The sequence below is a fragment of the uncultured Pontibacter sp. genome (assembly GCF_947502515.1).
GTDB lineage: Bacteria > Bacteroidota > Bacteroidia > Cytophagales > Hymenobacteraceae > Pontibacter.
This window is the reverse complement of sequence record NZ_CANNAI010000005.1, coordinates 307,321-325,883: the sequence shown is the minus strand read 5'-3', so window position 1 is coordinate 325,883 and position 18,563 is coordinate 307,321. Positions and strand designations below refer to the sequence as shown.

14 protein-coding genes are annotated in these 18,563 nt (G+C 50.0%); 11 read left to right on the top strand and 3 right to left on the bottom strand.

Annotated elements, in window-relative coordinates; all coding sequences use genetic code 11:
- Window positions 1-166 precede the first annotated feature (166 nt).
- The 3 genes from Q1A54_RS14730 to Q1A54_RS14720 form a co-directional block, all read right to left on the bottom strand.
- On the bottom strand, window positions 167-1,297 hold the full coding sequence (locus tag Q1A54_RS14730; protein WP_299989725.1) for an OmpA family protein: 1,131 nt from the start codon (window positions 1,295-1,297) through the stop codon (window positions 167-169).
- 76 nt (window positions 1,298-1,373) lie between these two features.
- Window positions 1,374-2,672: a S41 family peptidase gene (locus Q1A54_RS14725; RefSeq protein WP_299989721.1), complete on the bottom strand. Its 1,299-nt coding sequence runs from the start codon at window positions 2,670-2,672 to the stop codon at window positions 1,374-1,376.
- Between the two features lie 86 nt (window positions 2,673-2,758).
- Window positions 2,759-3,739, bottom strand: a complete 981-nt coding sequence (locus Q1A54_RS14720) for a hypothetical protein (protein ID WP_299989718.1) — start codon at window positions 3,737-3,739, stop codon at window positions 2,759-2,761.
- Window positions 3,740-3,996: 257 nt separating this feature from the next.
- On the opposite strand from Q1A54_RS14720, the gene Q1A54_RS14715 reads away from it, so the two are divergent.
- The 11 genes from Q1A54_RS14715 (at window position 3,997) to Q1A54_RS14665 (ending at window position 18,547) form a co-directional block, all read left to right on the top strand.
- Window positions 3,997-5,241, top strand: a complete 1,245-nt coding sequence (locus Q1A54_RS14715) for an HlyD family efflux transporter periplasmic adaptor subunit (protein ID WP_299989715.1) — start codon at window positions 3,997-3,999, stop codon at window positions 5,239-5,241.
- A gap of 117 nt (window positions 5,242-5,358) precedes the next feature.
- The gene (locus Q1A54_RS14710) at window positions 5,359-6,831 is read left to right on the top strand and encodes a TolC family protein (protein ID WP_299989712.1); all 1,473 of its coding nucleotides are present in this window, start codon (window positions 5,359-5,361) and stop codon (window positions 6,829-6,831) included.
- 177 nt (window positions 6,832-7,008) lie between these two features.
- A complete protein-coding gene (locus Q1A54_RS14705; protein ID WP_299989709.1) occupies window positions 7,009-7,713 on the top strand; it encodes an ABC transporter ATP-binding protein in 705 nt (234 codons plus the stop codon).
- 2 nt (window positions 7,714-7,715) lie between these two features.
- A complete protein-coding gene (locus Q1A54_RS14700) occupies window positions 7,716-8,957 on the top strand; it encodes an ABC transporter permease (RefSeq protein ID WP_299989706.1) in 1,242 nt (413 codons plus the stop codon).
- Window positions 8,954-10,135 carry an ABC transporter permease gene (locus Q1A54_RS14695; protein ID WP_299989703.1) on the top strand — a complete coding sequence of 394 codons (1,182 nt, stop codon included), beginning with the start codon at window positions 8,954-8,956 and terminating at the stop codon, window positions 10,133-10,135. The genes Q1A54_RS14700 and Q1A54_RS14695 overlap by 4 nt, the downstream gene beginning before the upstream one ends.
- A 56-nt stretch (window positions 10,136-10,191) precedes the next feature.
- The gene (locus tag Q1A54_RS14690; RefSeq protein WP_299989700.1) at window positions 10,192-11,571 is read left to right on the top strand and encodes a sigma-54 dependent transcriptional regulator; all 1,380 of its coding nucleotides are present in this window, start codon (window positions 10,192-10,194) and stop codon (window positions 11,569-11,571) included.
- Window positions 11,555-12,871 carry an ATP-binding protein gene (locus Q1A54_RS14685; protein WP_299989697.1) on the top strand — a complete coding sequence of 439 codons (1,317 nt, stop codon included), beginning with the start codon at window positions 11,555-11,557 and terminating at the stop codon, window positions 12,869-12,871. The genes Q1A54_RS14690 and Q1A54_RS14685 overlap by 17 nt, the downstream gene beginning before the upstream one ends.
- Window positions 12,872-13,043: 172 nt before the next feature.
- Entirely contained in the window at window positions 13,044-13,256 is a 213-nt protein-coding gene (locus Q1A54_RS14680) for a hypothetical protein (RefSeq protein ID WP_299989694.1), read from the top strand.
- 496 nt (window positions 13,257-13,752) lie between these two features.
- On the top strand, window positions 13,753-14,526 hold the full coding sequence (locus tag Q1A54_RS14675; protein WP_196120984.1) for a polysaccharide biosynthesis/export family protein: 774 nt from the start codon (window positions 13,753-13,755) through the stop codon (window positions 14,524-14,526).
- A 9-nt stretch (window positions 14,527-14,535) separates the two neighbouring features.
- Window positions 14,536-16,908: a polysaccharide biosynthesis tyrosine autokinase gene (locus tag Q1A54_RS14670; protein ID WP_299989689.1), complete on the top strand. Its 2,373-nt coding sequence runs from the start codon at window positions 14,536-14,538 to the stop codon at window positions 16,906-16,908.
- Between the two features lie 103 nt (window positions 16,909-17,011).
- Window positions 17,012-18,547, top strand: a complete 1,536-nt coding sequence (locus Q1A54_RS14665) for a lipopolysaccharide biosynthesis protein (protein ID WP_299989687.1) — start codon at window positions 17,012-17,014, stop codon at window positions 18,545-18,547.
- Window positions 18,548-18,563 lie beyond the last annotated feature (16 nt).

Sequence of the window (18,563 nt, the reverse complement as noted above, 5' to 3'; positions counted from 1 at the left end):
TTTATGTGGCTTAGTGAAAGAGGCAAATTAAGGAAAGATGCGGAGAAATACGCAGTTTCGCACAGGGTTTGGCTGGTTTGCATGAGAAAGACAACTATGCCTGAGGCTATAAAACTGCCGGCGTTGAACGTAGTTGCACAACATGGGCCCTCCTGCGTCTCTCACCTTACTTTTGAGATATTTTAATTTCCACCCTCCTGTTCAGCGCCCTATTCTCCTCGGTATCGTTAGCTACCTTTGGCTTACTTTCACCAAAACCTTCTGTCGAAATCCTGTCCTCCGCTATACCACTGTTCGTCAGGTATTCCCTAACAGCTTCTGTTCTGCGCACCGAAAGCTCCAGGTTGTCCTCTTCTGAACCTACGTCATCGGTATGTCCTGTAATGTGCACCACCGCCTCCTGTTCATTTCTCATAAAAGCTGCCAGCGAGTCGAGCATGGGGTAGGCCACGGACAGTATGTGATGATCTCCGGAAGTGAAGTTGATGTCTTCCAGCGTGATCGTCTCTCCAATGGCAAAAGGTAAAGGCTGGCTTTTTCTGCTTGCGGTTGCAGCAGAGCTTGGCTGTGCTTCTTCCTGCGCTGCCTCCGACTTCAGCACCACACTGATATTGTCGTAGCAATAGTAGGTGCCTTTGATCTTGCTGCCTTTCTCTTCCTGCTCCTCATCAGGGTTCATGGACTCGAGAGCCGCTGCGTTAGCTCCTATAAAGTTACCGATAACCAGATAGCGTTCCCCTCCTTTGGCTTTATAAATGGCACTTACTTTTGTCCATACCTGCCGCGATGCCAGTGGTCCCGGCGGTGTAGCTTTTAACGACAGGTAAGGTATGCTGGCCCCGGTTAGCGGATGCTCTTTGAGTCCGTATACCTGGCGGGTAAACCGTTGTGGTCTGTTGGTGAAATGCACGGTGATCTCACTGATGGGCGGCTCAATGGTGGAGGCTTTGATTGTATAAAGCGATACCAGGTACTCTTTGTTCTTCTGAAGTGGGCGTGTCAGTTCTGCCTGCGTCAGTTCGCTGGCGCCGTAGCTAAACCACTGGCATAGGCAGACCTCTCCAAATGCGATGTTTGTCAACTGTCTGCCAGGTGTTTCGGAGCGATACGCGTTGAAGTAAGGCGGATACATGATTACCTTGCTTTCTACAGACGCGATATCAGGTGTGCCGCTCACACCCCTGAAACCAACGATACCGCCTTTCAGTTGCTCAAGACTTGGGTTCTTGACCAGGTTCTGCGCCAGGGCCTGACTTAGGTATAAACTGAAGAGAAAGTATAGCAGAAATGCTTTCATTTCAGTTATTACGGGGAGAAATGCCAGAAGGTGTGTTGTAAGCTCAGGCAAGGAACTAATCGAATCGTTCGACTACTTAGTCTCTTTTCATGAGGCTGGCTTCAGGTACTATCGGATTTTTTTCCCTTATCCGTTCTATAATTTGGCCAATCCAATCTGACTCGTGTTCCAGTTCGATAGCCGGTTCGATCCCATAATCCTCGTATGCCAGAAACTGCCTTTTGTTTTGTGTGTCAGTGATGTAAAGTGTATATCGACCACTTGGCAATATTACTCTTTTACCGTAATTACTGCCATAACTCAGCATACCCTTCGTAGTTTGCCCTGCAGTTGTGGTATTTTTCAGTCTCATCAGCTTCAACGTAAAAATCTCTGCCTGGCTGAGTGTCTCGTTGTTTAAAAGCACATAGATGTTACCTTTTTTTGAATAACTTTTAAGTAGTTTAAAGTACTTCAGCATCTCTTTAGGAGCTCCACCCTCGTTGTTTCTTAAGTCCAGAATTACATTGGCTGCCGTTAGGGAGTCCTTTATGGATTCATAAAAAGCCTGTGACTGCTGCCTGGTAGCCTCGTTTATCTGAAAACTTCTAATCATTAGGTATTGCACATCAGCCGCTACGCGTTTCAGCTCAAATTTAGATGCCTTAATCGGGATGTTTACATAGTCTTTTTGGTACTGCTGCTTGCTATACTGATTGTAAGCTCCGTAAGCGTAAAACTGGGAGTTTAGTAATGTTTGGTTCCGGAGCTTTTCGTTATTCTGAAAAGTAAAGTATTTTTGAACTGGATGACCATAAACAGCTTTGTATGCACTCGGTCCTGATTGGTAGAGCCGAACAGCGATTTGCCCCTTTTGCCAAAACTTAACATTAGAATCCACTACCACTCCCAAATATTCCTTTTCGCTGCTCCGGAAAAGCCCCACAATGTATGAGTTGCCATAGTGATAGATTCCCTCGGTGGAGTCAGCGTGTTTCTGCATCAACTCGTTCTTTAAAGAATCTATATTAAGCTCAACTTTTGGGTAAAGCTGGAATTCCTCGGAGGCGATATAGTTATTTATACTGACAGAGTCCTTGAAATGGCTAAACACTGGAGTCTGATAAAAGCCCAGATGGTTGTCCCGAATCAGAAACAGAAGATGTGACAGCTTGAAAAATTGCTCGTAATTACTCAAGTCACCTGCTGTGTCAGTCGCCAAGGACTTATATAGTTCGTTGTAAGATATAAGTTCACTACCCTGAATCTGCGCTTTATAGGAAGGTGTTTTTTGCAAGAGTAACCTTAGAGCGCTTAAGTCAGACAGATAGTTATCATTCTGTGCTTTCGCTACAGTGGCTGTGAATAATAGTGCTAGTGTCAGAAGTATCTTCATGATTTTAACTAAGTGCTTTAATGATACTACTGTTCAAGATTTAGGTATAGCAAAATGTCTTGTTAATACTCTTTAACAAACCATGCCTACAAACAGCTGCAGCCGAAATTATCGATATCGCTGTACCACAGTTTTAGCCACGCTCCATTCTCTCCTTTCGCTACTAATGCGCGTAAGGGCGTATGCAACTCCCTGTTATTTGGAAAAGCATCCACATATATAAAATAGAGATTCTCAGTGCCGGTCAGTTTGGCGAAAGAGACGGCTTTGTCATGGCTGCTGGGGCAATCGGCACAGTCTGGCATCAGCTTAGACCTGTACCAGCTATCAAAGGCAGGATTGTTTTCATAAGTCAGGTCGAGCGGAAAACGGCTGGCAAAAAGCACTTCATCCCCGCTTTCTAATGCCTGCTCATCAAAGGTATAGTGATAATATTCAGAACACTCATTTTGATAATGGCCCAGGTCCTGTATACGTGATTTGCGGGTTGTCTTAGTTGTGTAAAGGAAAACCTGTGGTTTGCCGGTAGGGTATAAAGAATCGAGCAATTCCGGGAAATGCACTAGCCTGGTTGAGTCAAAGTAACCTTTTTGGTAACCGGGCCGACTGCTCAACAATACTTTTTCAGCTGAAAGATCATGATATTCCATTGGCCGCTCCATGTCCGGTATTGGCTGACCGATAATACCTGCTCTTTGGTTCGGAATCCTGAATACAGGAAACAGCGCCTGCTCTATAGTCAGGCGGGGCTGCTTAGGATTGCTGTTAATGAACTGCTGTCTAAGCTGCATCAGAAACTGGCGGTTGTTAGCAGTGAGCCTGCTCTTCTTATCCGCTAATAACCTGTCGAGGTAGGCTACCCGCACCGAATCGTGTACATACAGGGAAGCGTAGTAGTCTTCACATTTTTGCCTCCAGTCTTCCATTTCTTCATCCGTGAGCTCTATAGCTACTTCGACTGACTGCGTAGTATCGGCAGTTGCAGTAGCAGGCAGTTCCTGTACCGGCTTATCACCACAAGCAGTCAGCAGCAGTGCCACCAGGTATAGCACATAGTTTATTTTCATAATTCCTTAAGATTACCGGTTACCCAATAGGCATATTAAAACCAATCTATACCTAAAGCTAATAAAAATAAGCTATGTTCTATATACAATATATTTACTCAAAGCTCCCTCACAAAACCGCACAAACTGTTCATTATTGAACAGGTACAAAGTGCTAAAAATCAATTATTTACAGTATAAATGTCTGATTATCAATAATATATAAACCTGGCATCCAAATTGGCTATACCCTCACGAGCAAAGCACAAAATAAGACTATGGATCGTGAATTATCAGCCAGCACCAGACAAGCCCAGAAGCGGAAGCGCATTTGGCAAATAGGTATAGCTGTTGCCCTAGTGGCAGTAGCCATCTTTGGGTTTAGAAGCCTGATCACCCCGAGCATCGCTAGAACAGAAATCAGTACGGTGCAAGTTGAAGAGGGGCCGGTGGTGGCTACGATCACTGCTTCTGGCACAGTGGTGCCGGAGCACGAGCAGGTGATCACCAGTCCCATACAGGCGCGAATTGAGCAGGTCGTGCACTCTACTGGCGAGCAGGTACAGTCCGGCGACCAGATCCTGCTCCTCGACAGGGCCTATACCCAGTTAGCCTATGACAAACTGAAAGACGAGCAGGAACAGAGTCGACACAAAAGCGTGCAGCTCAACCTTAACCTCGAAAAGAAACTGAACGCGCTGGCCTCGCAGCTGGAAATAAAACGGATGCGGGTGAAGAGCCTGCAGGCGCAGCTCGAAGATGAGCAGTACCTCCTCAAGATCGGGGGCGGCACACAGGAAAGCGTAAAACAAGCCGAACTCAACCTCAGAATTGCGCAGCAGGAACTCGAGCAGATTGAGCGCGACATCGTAACAGAACGTCAACTCCTGAAAGCTGACCAGCAGGAGCTGCGCTATACCCTGGCCATGCAGAGCCGCTCGATTGAGGAACTGCAGCGCAAAATGGAACAGGCCGAAGTGCGCGCCAAACAGCCGGGAGTTATCACCTGGGTGAAAAACGAGATCGGCAGTAATGTAAATGCCGGCGATATCATCGCCCGTTTAGCTGACCTGAGCAGCTACCGGGTGCAGGCCACCATCTCAGACGCCTTCGCCAGTCAGATCAGCGTCGGCAGCAGCGTGTTGGTGCGCATCAACGACACAAACCTCAAGGGCAGTATTGCCTCCATCAAACCAACTGTCGAAAACGGCATCGTCACCTTTTTTGTGGTCCTCGAAGAGAAAGCACACCAACTGCTGCGCCCTAGCCTTCGCGTGGATGTATACGTGCACACTGTCGCCAAACCGAATACGCTGCGTGTGAAGAACGGCCCTTACTTCAAAACAGCCAATAAACCCCAGGTATACCTGCTGCGCGACGGCGAACTGATCCGAAGAGAAGCAAGGATCGGTGTGAGCAACATAGACTATGTAGAGCTGGAAAGCGGCGTGCAAGCCGGTGATGAAGTCGTGATATCCGACCTGGTCGATTATCAACACCTCGATAAAGTGAAAGTGAAGTAAGATTGATAATTGGACAAAAGACTTTGTGACAAAAGACAATAAATGTGAAAAAGAAAAGTCCTCTGTCTCTTCCCAAGAAGAAGTCGTGATACGAACCTGTGATACGCAAATAAAACGATGAAAGACCTATACAAAATTTGTTTGCTGTTTGTGACGCTGCTGCCCTGTCTGCCAGGTATAGCACAGCCTGCGACGCGTACCTTGCGTCTGCAGGAGGTAATCGCCCTAGCACAGGAGCAGTCGGCAGCGGCACGGCAGGCCGAAACCAGCCGCGAAAACAGCTACTGGCAATGGCGCAGCTTCAAGTCTGACTACAAGCCGCAGCTAAGCCTGACGGGTACCCTCCCCGACTTCAGCCGCACGATCATGCCCGTAACGCAACCCGACGGTACCACTGACTTCAAACCGGTGTCGATAAATAACTCTGAGCTTGGACTAAGCCTGAGCCAGGTGGTGAGTCCAACCGGAGGTCGTGTGTTTGTCACGTCGCTGATGCAGCGCTTCGACGACTTTGACCGCCAGCAGACCCGCTACAACGGCAATCCGGCCATTATCGGTCTGGAGCAACCGCTGTTTGCCTACAACCAGCTAGCCTGGGCCAAAAAGATAGAGCCGCTCCGCTACCAGGAGTCACAAAGAGAATTTCTGGAGGAGCGCGAAAAGATAGCCGTGAATGCCACCCGACTGTACTTTGATCTGCTATTGGCCCAAACAAACCAGCGCATCGCCAGCCAGAACCAGTCGAGCAACGACACGCTATACCAGATCGCGCAGGAGAAGTATAAGCTCGGCCGCTTTTCCAAAAACGACTTGCTACAGCTGCGTCTGGCCGTGCTGAACGCCGAGCTTGCCATGGCGCAGGCTGCCCTTGATCAGCAGACTGCGGCACTTGCCCTCAAAACCTACATCGGCATGAAAGAGACAGACCAACTCGAACTGCATACGCCCGAAGGTATACCTGCCACTACCGTGCTTGCGGAGGTAGCCCTGGCCGAAGCCCGCAAAAACCGCAAAGAAAGCATCAATTTCAGCAGAAGGCTTTTGGAGGCCGAGGCGCTGATGGCCAAAGCCCATGGCGACAATGGTTTTAACGCCAGCCTGTTTGCCACCTTTGGCCTCACGAACCGCGGCGCCTCTTTCACCGACATCTATACCCGCCCTGAGAACCAGCAACGGGCCCGCATCGGCTTCAGCATGCCGATCATGGACTGGGGGCGGCAGCGCTCTATTTATAAAGTGGCCGAGCTGAACAAGCAGCTGGTGCAGTACACCGTGGATCAGGAAGACGCCAATTTCGAACAGGCCGTGCTCACGCAGGTGAACCAGTACAATACTCTGAAAGCCCGCATTGCCACCACTGCCGAAGCCGACGCCATCGCACAGGAACGTTACGAGATCGCCCGCAACACTTTCCTGATCGGCCGCATCAGCATCACCGACCTCAACATCGCCCTGGCCGAAAAAGACCAGGCCCGACGCGCCCACATCACCTCGCTCAGTGCATTCTGGACAGCCCACTATACCCTGCGACAGCTCACCCTCTTTGACTTTGAACAACAACAGGTGATTTTAATAGAGACACAACATTGAGATGATAGATCTATTAAAGACCAAAACACTACCTGTCAGTTCGAGTGCAACGAGAAATCTGGGTTACTGCATGCTTTCAAAAATATTCCAGATTTCTCCCAAGGGTCGAAATGACAAGAAAAACCAAGCATATATGCATCAAAAAATTTACAGATATTAGAACCAAGGTATAAAACTATGATCACGTTAAAGAACATCGAAAAAGTCTACCAGACCAAGACGATTGAAACGGTAGCGCTGCACAACGTCAACCTGCACATACCTAAAGGGGAATTTGTGTCAGTGATGGGTCCATCGGGTTGCGGCAAATCCACACTACTCAATATTATGGGCCTGCTCGACGAGCCGACTAACGGCATTGTGGAGATAGATGGCAACCCCATCAGCAGGTACAGAGACAAAGAGCTGGCGCACATCCGCAATCAGAAGATCGGGTTTGTGTTCCAGAGTTATCACCTGATCAACGACCTGAGCGTGATCGACAATGTGGAGCTCCCGCTACTCTACCGCAGTGGTACATCTGCAGCCGAAACAAGAAGACTCGCCCTCACGGCTTTGGAAAAAGTAGGCCTCAGCGCCCGCACCAAGCACTACCCTACGCAGCTTTCCGGTGGACAGCGCCAGCGGGTAGCCATTGCCCGTGCACTGATCGGTCAGCCGGAAATCATTTTAGCTGACGAACCCACTGGTAACCTCGACTCGGTAATGGGCGAGGAAATCATGAACATCCTGCTCACGCTCAACCGCGAAGACGGCACTACCATCGTGATGGTGACGCACGACGAGAACATGGCCCATAAGACCGAGCGCCTCGTACGCTTCTTCGATGGCCAGCAGGTATCGGATGCTAAAACCACTGCCTACGACTATCAAAAGGTATAGCCATGCTGAAGAATTACATCAAAATAGCCTGGAAGGTGCTCTTGCGGCGCAAGTTCTTTACCTTCATCAGCCTCTTCGGTATCAGCTTTACGTTGCTGGTGCTCATGGTGGCCTCTTCTCTCTTCGACCATACCTTTGGTCCGCAGATGCCGGAGCGCGAAACAGACAAGCTTCTCTTTGTGAATATCCTGCGTGAGCAACGTGAAGGTGGTTTCTCGAGCAGTGGCCCTCCCAGCTACCGCTTTCTCGACCAGCATGTGCGCATCATGAAAACGCCTGAAATGGTGTCCATCAACTCCATGTTCTTTCAGGTGAACAGCTACATCAACAACCGTAAGCTTGCCTTGGACATCAAGTACACAGACCGGGCGTTCTGGGATATCCTGGACTTCAACTTCCTGGAAGGGAACGGCTTTAGTGAGCAGGATGTGCGCGGCGCCAACCGTGTGGCCGTGATCAACGAAAACACCCGCAAGCAGTACTTCGGCACAGATAAGGCAGTGGGACAGTACATCGTGGTGGACCAGGTGCGGTACAAAGTAGTAGGCGTGGTAGAAGACGTACCGGCGCTGCGCCTGCACTCCTACGCCGATGTGTGGGTGCCGATTTCAATGAAGAGTCAGGAGTTTAACAGGCCTGGCCTTCGGGGTACTTACTTTGCCACTATTAAGGCGAAGTCAGCTGATGACGTTCCCAAAATAAAGGAGGAGTATGCGGGCATCATGCAGGAGGTAGAACGCCAGCAAGCAGAAAAAGGCACGACGCTCTCCTCCCACCCCGATACGTTTCTGGAAAGCATTGCCCGCACCTTTCTGAGCAACGGCAAGGACTCCGGTTTAGGTATACTGTATGTGATCATGGCAGGTCTTGCACTGCTGTTCATGCTGCTGCCCACCATCAACCTGGTCAACATTAACATTAGTCGCATCATGGAGCGCTCATCGGAAATCGGTGTGCGCAAGGCCTTCGGTGCCACCTCTTCCACCATTATTGGGCAGTTTATCATCGAGAACGTTTTCCTGACACTGCTTGGTGGCTTGCTGGGCTTTGCGCTGTCAGCGGGAGTGCTCTGGCTGATCAACGACAGCGGCGTCATCGTCTATGCAAACCTGGGGCTCAACATCCGTGTGTTTGCCTTCGGTCTGTTGCTCTGCCTGGTTTTCGGGCTAATTTCCGGAGTGTATCCGGCCTATAAAATGTCACGCTTAAATGCCGTAGAGGCGCTGAAAGGAGGTACAAAATGATACGCCATTTATTTAAACTGATCTGGAACCGCAAAAAGAGCAATTTCCTGCTCATGACCGAGATCTTCTTTTGCTTCCTGGTGCTCTTCGGGGTGGTCAGTCTGATCGTGTACAATGTACGCAACTATACTAAGCCCTTGGGATTTGAGTATGACAACGTATGGTTGCTCACCATGCGCCCTAGTGCCGACTCCGCTGCCCTCAACCACCAGAACCTAGTACAGGCGGTGCAGCAGGTGCGCGCATACCCAGAGGTCGAGTATGCCGCCCTCACAAACAGTAATGCCCCCTTTGCCTTCAGCCAGATGACGGATAACCTGTCGTATGACAACAAGCGAAGCACGCAGGCAGACCACTACCAGGTAGACGACGACTATGCCGATGTGCTGCAGGTACAGCCTAGCCAGGGTCGCTGGTTTGGCCCGGAGGACAATGCCGCCCACCACCAGCCCATCGTAATTAACCGCGAAATGCAAAGGCAGCTTTTTGGAGAAGAAGATCCCCTTGGCAAGCTAATCCCCCAAAACGACTCGGTGAACTACCAGGTGGTGGGGGTCGTGGACCACTTCCGAGGCTACAGCGAGTATTCAGCCGAGCGACCAGCCTTTTTCACTCGGATCAACCTCCAGCAAAGTGACAAGTCTTTTTGGGGTGAACTCCTGATTCGGGTAAAGCCTGGTACCGGGATTGCTTTCGAGGAGAAAATGGTGCGTGAGGTTTCAGGTATCGGCAAAGACTGGACATTGGAGGTGGCTACCCTGGAGAAAATGCGCCAGAACAAATCGAAACTCACCATGGTGCCCATGATCGCCCTAGGGCTTGTCTGCGGCTTTCTGATCCTTAATGTAGCGTTGGGCCTGTTTGGAGTGCTGTGGTATAACATCAGCCGACGCAATGGTGAGATCGGGCTTCGCAGGGCGCTGGGCGCTTCCGCCAACCAGGTATACCGGCAGTTTATCGGCGAGGTACTGGTGCTGGCCACTTTCGGTCTGTTGTTGGGTGTGGCCTTTGCCGTGCAGTTTCCGTTGCTGCAGGTGTTTGAGGTCGAGTCAGTGGTTTACTTCTTAGCTTTAGGTATAAGCGTGGTTGTTATCTATATATTGGTGGTTGGTTGTGCCCTCTACCCTAGCCGACAGGCAGCAGCCATCCACCCTGCCATCGCCCTGCACGAAGAATAATAGCAATTTATACCTTAAAAAATTATCTTTATACCTGATTTAGCAGCTCCCATTCCATGATCCTGATAATAGATGATGATATAGCCGTTCGCGCCTCTTTGAGCATTTTGCTAAAGCAGCACGGCTTCAAGACTAAAGAAGCAGCCTCTCCGAGGGAGGCGCTTGAAGTGGCGCAGGCACATCCTCTACAACTCGTGGTCATGGACATGAACTTTTCCATTGAGACGACAGGTCATGACGGGCTTCGGCTGCTGGAGACTTTCAAGCAGCAGCTGCCACAGGTACCGGTCATTCTCATCACAGGCTGGGGCTCCATAAGTCTGGCAGTGGAAGGTATGCGCCTGGGTGCGGCAGATTTCATTACCAAGCCCTGGAGTAACGACTACCTGGTGCAGGCAGTGCGCACGGCTTTGAGTCTGTCGCAGCAGGCTCCAACCAAAGATGAAGGCCTGAGCCGCAAAAAGCTCGACCAGCAGTATAATTTTAAGAACATCGTAGGTCAGGACCCGCAGCTGCTCCGGATACTGAAGCGGATCGGGCAGATCGCCCCAACCGATGCCTCTGTGCTGATCGAAGGCGAAAGCGGTACGGGCAAGGAACTGATAGCGGAGGCGGTGCATCGCAACAGCCTCCGCAAGTCCCAGCCATTCGTGAAGGTGAACCTGGGCGGCATTTCAGCCAGTCTTTTTGAGAGTGAGATGTTCGGCCACAAACGAGGCGCCTTCACCGATGCCAAAGCCGACCGGGTAGGCCGTTTCGAGATGGCCAACAAGGGCACCATCTTTCTCGACGAGATTGGTGAGCTGGACATGAACAGCCAGGTAAAATTGCTGCGCGTGCTGCAGGACCGCACCTACGAAGTGCTTGGCGACAGTCGCTCCCGCAAACTCGACATCCGGGTGGTGTGCGCTACCAACCGCAACCTGGAGCAGATGGTGGAGGAAGGCAAATTCCGCGAAGACCTCTTCTACCGCATCAACCTGATCAAGGTGCGTATATCTGCTTTGCGTGAGCGCCCGGATGACATTCCGCTACTGGTGCAGTTCTTTGTGGAGAACATGAAGCAGACTTACCACCGGCCTGAGTTGGAGGTTAGCCCCCGAGCCCTGCAGTGGCTGAAGGAGCTCACCTTCCCTGGCAACATACGCGAGCTGAAGAACCTGGTGGAGCGGACCGTGCTGGTTGCCGAGGACGATATACTGCGTGCCGAGGATTTTCAGGCGCAGTCGCAACAGGGGCCTGTAAAAGCTGGCGATAAAACGCTGCCAGCCGTGGGCACCATGACGCTTGACGAGATGGAAGCCTCCATGATCCGAAAGTCCATGGCCTATTACCATAACAATGTTAGCAAAGTAGCCCGTGCGCTTGGTCTGAGCAGGGCCGCACTATACCGTCGCCTCGAAAAGTTTGGCATCCCCTATGAATCTCAGGACTAAGTTCATCCTTTTTGCGGTTGCAGTACACGGCCTGCTAGCAGCTATGGCTTACTTCCTGCTGCAGGAGAACAAGCTGCTGTTCATAGGTATGGAGGTGCTGGTGTTGATCTCTGTTGTGATAACGGTGAACCTGTACTTTGCCTTCTTTAAACCGCTCAACCTGATCCGGGCAGGTATAGAGTCCATCCGCGACAAGGACTTCTCTACAAAGTTTGTACAGGTGGGGCAGCCCGAGTTGGATGAATTGGTAGACGTGTACAACCGCATGATTGAGCAGCTGCGGCAGGAACGGGTGGCACAGGCTGAAAAAAGCTTTCTGCTCGATAAGATTATCCGAGCCTCTCCTGCCGGCATCATCCTCCTCGACTTTGATGACCTCATCGAAAGCATCAACCCCGCCGCCGAGCGTTACCTGAGTCTGTCTGGCCACACATTGCAAGGCAGCGCACTGGAAGAACTGCCCAATACCTGGTCCCGTGAGCTGACGCAGGTACAAGCCGGACAACCCTATACCTTCCGCCTCAATGGCATTCGGACGTTCAGGGCACACCGGGCCCACTTCATCGACCGTGGCTTTCAGCGTGCCTTTATTATGTTGGAAGAACTAACTGAAGCTATTATCAAAAATGAGCGGCAGGCTTATGAAAAAGTGATCCGGATGATGTCGCATGAAGTAAACAACTCGACCGGCGCCATCAACTCGATCCTGGATTCGGTGCAGTACTATACCCCACAGATTGAAGTGGAGCACCGCGAAGATTTTACTTACGCCCTGCAGGTAGCCATCGACCGCAATACCAACCTGAGCAGGTTCATGGCCAACTTTGCCGATGTAGTTCGCCTGCCCCCCCCTTCCAAAAAGCCGGTACAGGTACAGGCGCTGCTGAAGCGGCTTGAGCGCCTGATGCTGCCACAGTTGGAGCAGCGACAGATTACTCTGTCTCTACTGCTTCCCGCTACCCCCCTCTGCATACCGATGGACGAGCAGCAGATAGAACAAGCCCTGCTCAACATTCTCAAAAACGCCATGGAAGCTGTGAAGTCAGAAGGAAACATCTGGGTGGAGCTGCAGCAGGACCCGCCTTGCCTGACCATCACCGACGATGGCGAAGGTATACCGGAGCATGTCCGCCCCATGCTGTTTACGCCATTCTTCAGCACCAAAGAAACTGGCCAGGGCATCGGCCTGACCATGATCCGGGAGATTTTGCTGAGCCACGGCTTCCAGTTTTCACTCGAATCAAATGAGGATAAGCTCACCACTTTCAGAATACGCTTCGCCACAAGAGGAGCTAAATAGAACTAATCCAGCAAAAAGAGCCAAAACACTATGTTTATTTTGAATCATTTTAATAATCAGCTAAATTTTATTCTGAATGTAACCCCATTCACTAAATTTCCGTAGCCACCCGCATACAACCTATGTTATAATCCGCTATATTAGTTCTATAGTTTGTTTATTTACTCACAAGATGGAATACAATATAGTAGTAGCCCCTAACCTCGAAACACTGGCAACAGAGGTTGCCGTATTATTTCCGCAAGGCTGGAAGCTGAAAGGTGGAATAATTGAGCATGCTGAAGGATTTTCGCAGCAGCTGATACGCAAAACGTCTGACAAACTGAAACATCGCCAGATGCCTGAGCCCCGCGCCAGACATCGCCGCACTAAATGGATTGAATAGTTAAGCATACTGTATACCCTTTATATATGTATCGAAACCACCTTTTCTGTACCTCGTGTATGGGAAAGGTGGTTTTGTTTTGCACTCCCCCTATCTACAAGTAACACCGGTTGCCTACTACCTAACCTCCCTGTTCATTTAATCTCTCTAATTCACCCCTTTCCATACATTAATTGCACTTTACTTATAATATAGTTATATTAATTTAACGCCCTAATTTCACTACTGCTTTTCTAAAATTTTAATTTACAAACTTTTTACATTCCACAAAATATTAAATATCAGCTACTTAAAATAAAAAACAAGTAATCACAACATTAAAAGCACATAATATTTTCCAAAATCAGAATCTTTTTGCGGCTCCTATAGTATATATGGCTGATACAATTTTTTGGGTATGCATGCTGCCATCCTTAAACAGTATGTAGCCCTGGAGTGCTGTAAATGAGCAGCCTCTATACAATCTTCACCATATACAACACCCTAACCAAAACAAATGAGACGAGTCGTATACTTTCTACTCCTACTGATAAGCGCCTCTTCGTGCCTGAGCAAAAAGGAGCTCGTATACATGCAAAATGAGAACCTGAAAGAAACAGCGGCAACCTCTATGCAAACCAGCTACAAGCCTTACCAGCTGCAGCCTGCCGATGTGCTTTCTATTAAGGTGCAGAGTTTAGAACCTGAAATATCCAATATATACAACATCGTGCCCCCCTCAAGCGCCTTCGGTTTTGCTGATCCGGGCACCATGTTCCTGAGTGGCTACTCCGTGGACGACGAGGGCAACGTGAATCTTCCTAATGTGGGCAAAGTGAAGGTGTCAGGACTTACCCTGCAGCAAACCCAGGAACTGATTCAGCGCAACGTAGACCGCTACATCACCAATGCGACTGTAGTAGTGAAGCTGATCAACTTCAGAGTAAGTGTGCTGGGAGAGGTAAACCGTCCGGGCCAGTACTTTGTGTACAACGAGCGGGCTACCCTCTTCGACGCGCTCGGCATGGCGGGTGACCTGACACGCGGTGCTGCCCGCGAGAACGTAAAGCTGGTGCGCCAGACCCCTGGTGGATCTGAAGTAGTACTTATCGACCTTAAAGACCCGAATATCGTACAATCTAGATACTACTTTATGCAGCCCAATGATGTGCTGTATGTAGAGCCGTCCGTGGCGCAGGTTAAACGCGACAACCTGGTGTCGCTTAACGTGGTCACCATTGCATTGGGGGTTATTTCTACGGCGGCAGTTATCCTGAATTATTTTAAGTAAGAATCCTCCATGAAACGAAAAAATAAAGAGCACGAAATAGATCTGCGAAGCTGGCTTTTCAAGTTCCGAACCAGATGGTATCTGTTTCTGGCTTTTGTACTGGTGGCACTGGCAGGGGCTTATGTCTATGTTAAAAGCTCTACCCGCATTTATGCTTTTAAGTCAACACTTCTGCTGGGAGATCAGCACACCGGTTCCAAAAAAGCACAGGAGCTGCTGAACCTACTGGATGTACAGAATAAAGGGATCAAAGTGGAAGATGAAGTCGGCATTCTGACCTCAGCCGACATGATTCGCAGCACCCTTAAGCAGCTTGATTTCTCGGTGTCGTACTATAAAGTGCCTGACCACTGGCTCAACACGGGGATAGACCTTATCAAAGAGGAGCAGTACGAAAACGCTCCATTCGTGGTACGCCTTGACACCAGTTCGCTCCAATTAGTGGACATTCCGCTGGAGGTGCGTGTGCTGAACGACAAAGAGTACGAACTGACTGTAAAGGCTGAAACTCCTCCTCTATATGATTTCAGAAAGCATACCGTTGAGCAGATCATTACTGAGGTAGACTACACCAAAGTGCTGGAGTTTGGCAAGCCTTACAAAGACAAATACCTGAGCATTACGATTGAGCGAGCCAATCCTGAGGACAAGATTGACGCCAAGAAGCACTATTTCGTGCTCAACAGCATGGAAAGCCAGGTGGCCCAGTATGCCAGCACATTGCATGTCAAGCCGATTGAGCGTGAGGCACGTGTACTAGAACTGAGCACCAAAGGCGCCATTCCACAGAAGGAGTTGCTTTTCCTTAACACGCTGATGGAAACTTACGTGAAGCGTGACTTGGACGAGAAAAACATGAATGGCCAGAAAACACTGGAATTCATTGATAGCCAGATCGCAACCCTGACAGACTCGCTGCGTCAGAGCAAGCAGGCTCTTTCTACTTTCCGCTCTACCAACCGCATCGCCAACATCGACATGCAGTCGAACATCAGCTACGAAAAAATGGCGCAGTTGGAGATGGAAAGGTCCAAGCTGACAACCGAGAAGCAGTACTACGTGACGGTGCTTGACCAGATAGAAGACGACGAAAGCTTTACGCAGGCTGTGTCGCCGGCTGTGGCAGGTATACAGAACCCTAACCTGGCCAACCTGTTCAACGAGCTCTCGCGCCTGAACCAGCAGAAGGCCTCCTATAGTGTGAGTGCTACTGCCGAAAACCCACGCATCCGGGTGATCGAAAGCGAGATCAAAAGCACACGCAATGCCATCATTGCAAACATCCGCAACCTGGTGCGCTCTACAGACATCTCCATTGCGAACGTAGACAAGCGCATCAATCAGCTGGAGTCCAGCATTGCAAAGGTGCCAGAGAACGAGCGCCGCCTGATGGAACTGCAGAGCCAGGCTGACTTTGTGAACAAGAAGTACGACTTCCTGCTCGAAAAACGCGCCGAAGCGGCTATTGCATTGGCTACGAACACCACTGACAAGAAAGTAGTCGACAAGGCTGCAATGTGGGGAGCCGGGCCGGTGAACGTGAAGCCGAAGATGATCTTTATGCTGGCTTTCATACTGGGCCTGATCATCCCTGCCGCCCTCATCGTGCTGCTCGACAATGTAGACAATACTATACAGGGTAAGAATGACCTGAACAATGTGACCAACATTCCGTTCCTGGGCGTGATCGCGCATGGCACTAAAGCTGACAAGCTCGCCGTGAAAAACAATCCGCGCTCTGCCATTGCCGAGTCATTCAGGTCCATCCGTATTAACCTGCAGTACCTGATGTCCGAAACCGACTTCAAAATTGTAGGCGTGACTTCATCGGTGTCAGGCGAGGGCAAGACTTTTACCTCTGTCAACCTGAGCAGTGAGATGGCCATGGCCGGCAAACGCACCATCCTGATCGAATCGGATATGCGCAAGCCTACTTTTGGCAAGTACTTTAACACGCACAATGCGGCTGGTCTGTCCTCATACCTGAGCCAGGGACTGCCGCTGGAGGAAGTGATTCAGAAAACCGATATCGAGAACCTGGATATTATTTCCTGCGGTCCTATACCTGACAATGCCATCAAGCTGTTGGAGCACAAGCGTATGGCTGAGCTGATCGCCAAGCTGAAGGAACAGTACGAATATGTGGTGATCGATACACCGCCAATCGGATTTGTGGCTGAGTACTTTATCCTGATGAAGCACATGGACGTAAACCTGTATGTAGTGAAGCACAAGTACACCAGCAAGGACATGCTCACACAGGTGAACGAACTGTACGCAGCCCGAAAGCTGAAGAACATCTACATGGTGATCAATGACCTGGACTACAACAACACCTACGAATACGGATACAAGAAAAAAGGCAGCTACTATTACGTATAGCGCCTAAGCAATACATACATGTGCGCTTGATCTTAAAGGTGCTGTGGGATGCAGATTCCTGCAGCACCTTTTTTGAGAAGGACACGATTACCTGAATCTATACATGAGTAAAAATTTAGCTTCGAAGGCGGTTAGTGGTTTGAAGTGGAGCTCGGCTGGCACCATTGCCAATGCCGTGATGCAGATTGGCTATACCTCGGCTATGGCTCGCTTACTCGCTCCTGAAGCCTTTGGTCTGGTCGCCCTTTCAGCTGTTATCCTGCGCTTCGGCTACTATTTTGCCAATCTGGGCCTGAACCAGGCTATCATCCAAAAAGAAGAACTGACCTCTGAGAACATCCGAGCAGCGTTTACCTCCTCGGCTCTGCTGGGTGTTGTATTTACAGTGCTGGCCTGGGCACTGGCGCCTTATGCCACCATGATATTCGACATGCCGGAAGTGGTGCCTATTGTGCGTGTCATGGCGCTGGCATTTGTTGTCGGGGGCGTGTCGGCCACAGCGACCAGCTTGCTGCAGCGCAACATGCGATTCAAAGCACTGAGCATCGTAGAAACGGGATCTTATGTGGTTTCATACCTGGGAGTGGGTATTCTGTTGGCCTGGCTGGATTTTGGGGTATGGAGCCTTGTGTATGCCTCGCTGGTACAGCAGGCACTGGTGGCACTGGGAGCGTACGCCATGGCACGTCACAATGTACTGCCGGTCGTGCGGTGGGAAGCTTACAGAGCCCTGCTCGCCTACGGCAGCAAAATGTCTGTCATCAGTTTTTTTGAGTTTATCTACACTGAACTGGCCACACTTCTGATAGGCCGTGTATTTGGTGCCTACCGACTGGGTATCTACAACCGGGCCTTTATGCTTGTCAACCTGCCCATGTACAACCTGACGCGCACCGTATCGCGTGTTGTCTTTCCTTCGTTCAGCAAGCTGCAATCCGAAACTGACAAACTGGCCAAGGTATACCTCTCCAGCACTACCCTGCTGGCGACCCTGATCATACCAGTTTGCCTGGGTATAATGATTGCGGCACCCGAGATCGTGTACGTGGTGCTGGGCGACCAGTGGGTCGAAGCTATCCCTGTGCTGCAGGTGCTGAGTCTGGCTATTCCGCTTAGCTTCATCACCATGTTTGCCGGCATCGTGTGCGATGCCAAGGCTGTACTTAACTGGAAGATTGTGATCACGATAACCCTGATCATTGTGATCAGTGGCTTATTCTTTCTACTGAAAGAATATGGCCTGGTAGGCTTCGGCTTTGCGCTGCTGATCAGTGAGCTCATCCGGATCGGCATGTACCAGACCCTGATGAAGAAAATACTGTACCTCTCATACTGGAAGCAGCTGCGGGTATACCTGCCAGGTTTACTGAATGGTGCTGTCGTAGCTGTAGTCGTATACCTGGTGAGCACCTTGCTGCGTGGCATGGAACTGCCACACCTGGTGATCCTGCTAGCACAGATGATCACGGGTGCCTTTGTATTTCTTGCCATGATACTGCTCTTCCCGCACAGTGCACTCAAAGAGCAGCTGCATATGATCTTTTCCAAGCTGGGCGTACAGGACAATCCAACCTCCTACTATGGAAGAATGCTGATGCGATATAGAAAGAGTTTGGTAAAAGAAACTGAGCATGTATAAACAAGGTATAAATGAA

Bases quoted from the DNA above. Each gene is read 5' to 3' on its own strand.
- Q1A54_RS14730 (WP_299989725.1), bottom strand. From the start codon at position 1,297: ATGAAAGCATTTCTGCTATACTTTCTCTTCAGTTTATACCTAAGTCAG.
- Q1A54_RS14725 (WP_299989721.1), bottom strand. From the start codon at position 2,672: ATGAAGATACTTCTGACACTAGCACTATTATTCACAGCCACTGTAGCG.
- Q1A54_RS14720 (WP_299989718.1), bottom strand. From the start codon at position 3,739: ATGAAAATAAACTATGTGCTATACCTGGTGGCACTGCTGCTGACTGCT.
- Q1A54_RS14715 (WP_299989715.1), top strand. From the start codon at position 3,997: ATGGATCGTGAATTATCAGCCAGCACCAGACAAGCCCAGAAGCGGAAG.
- Q1A54_RS14710 (WP_299989712.1), top strand. From the start codon at position 5,359: ATGAAAGACCTATACAAAATTTGTTTGCTGTTTGTGACGCTGCTGCCC.
- Q1A54_RS14705 (WP_299989709.1), top strand. From the start codon at position 7,009: ATGATCACGTTAAAGAACATCGAAAAAGTCTACCAGACCAAGACGATT.
- Q1A54_RS14700 (WP_299989706.1), top strand. From the start codon at position 7,716: ATGCTGAAGAATTACATCAAAATAGCCTGGAAGGTGCTCTTGCGGCGC.
- Q1A54_RS14695 (WP_299989703.1), top strand. From the start codon at position 8,954: ATGATACGCCATTTATTTAAACTGATCTGGAACCGCAAAAAGAGCAAT.
- Q1A54_RS14690 (WP_299989700.1), top strand. From the start codon at position 10,192: ATGATCCTGATAATAGATGATGATATAGCCGTTCGCGCCTCTTTGAGC.
- Q1A54_RS14685 (WP_299989697.1), top strand. From the start codon at position 11,555: ATGAATCTCAGGACTAAGTTCATCCTTTTTGCGGTTGCAGTACACGGC.
- Q1A54_RS14680 (WP_299989694.1), top strand. From the start codon at position 13,044: ATGGAATACAATATAGTAGTAGCCCCTAACCTCGAAACACTGGCAACA.
- Q1A54_RS14675 (WP_196120984.1), top strand. From the start codon at position 13,753: ATGAGACGAGTCGTATACTTTCTACTCCTACTGATAAGCGCCTCTTCG.
- Q1A54_RS14670 (WP_299989689.1), top strand. From the start codon at position 14,536: ATGAAACGAAAAAATAAAGAGCACGAAATAGATCTGCGAAGCTGGCTT.
- Q1A54_RS14665 (WP_299989687.1), top strand. From the start codon at position 17,012: ATGAGTAAAAATTTAGCTTCGAAGGCGGTTAGTGGTTTGAAGTGGAGC.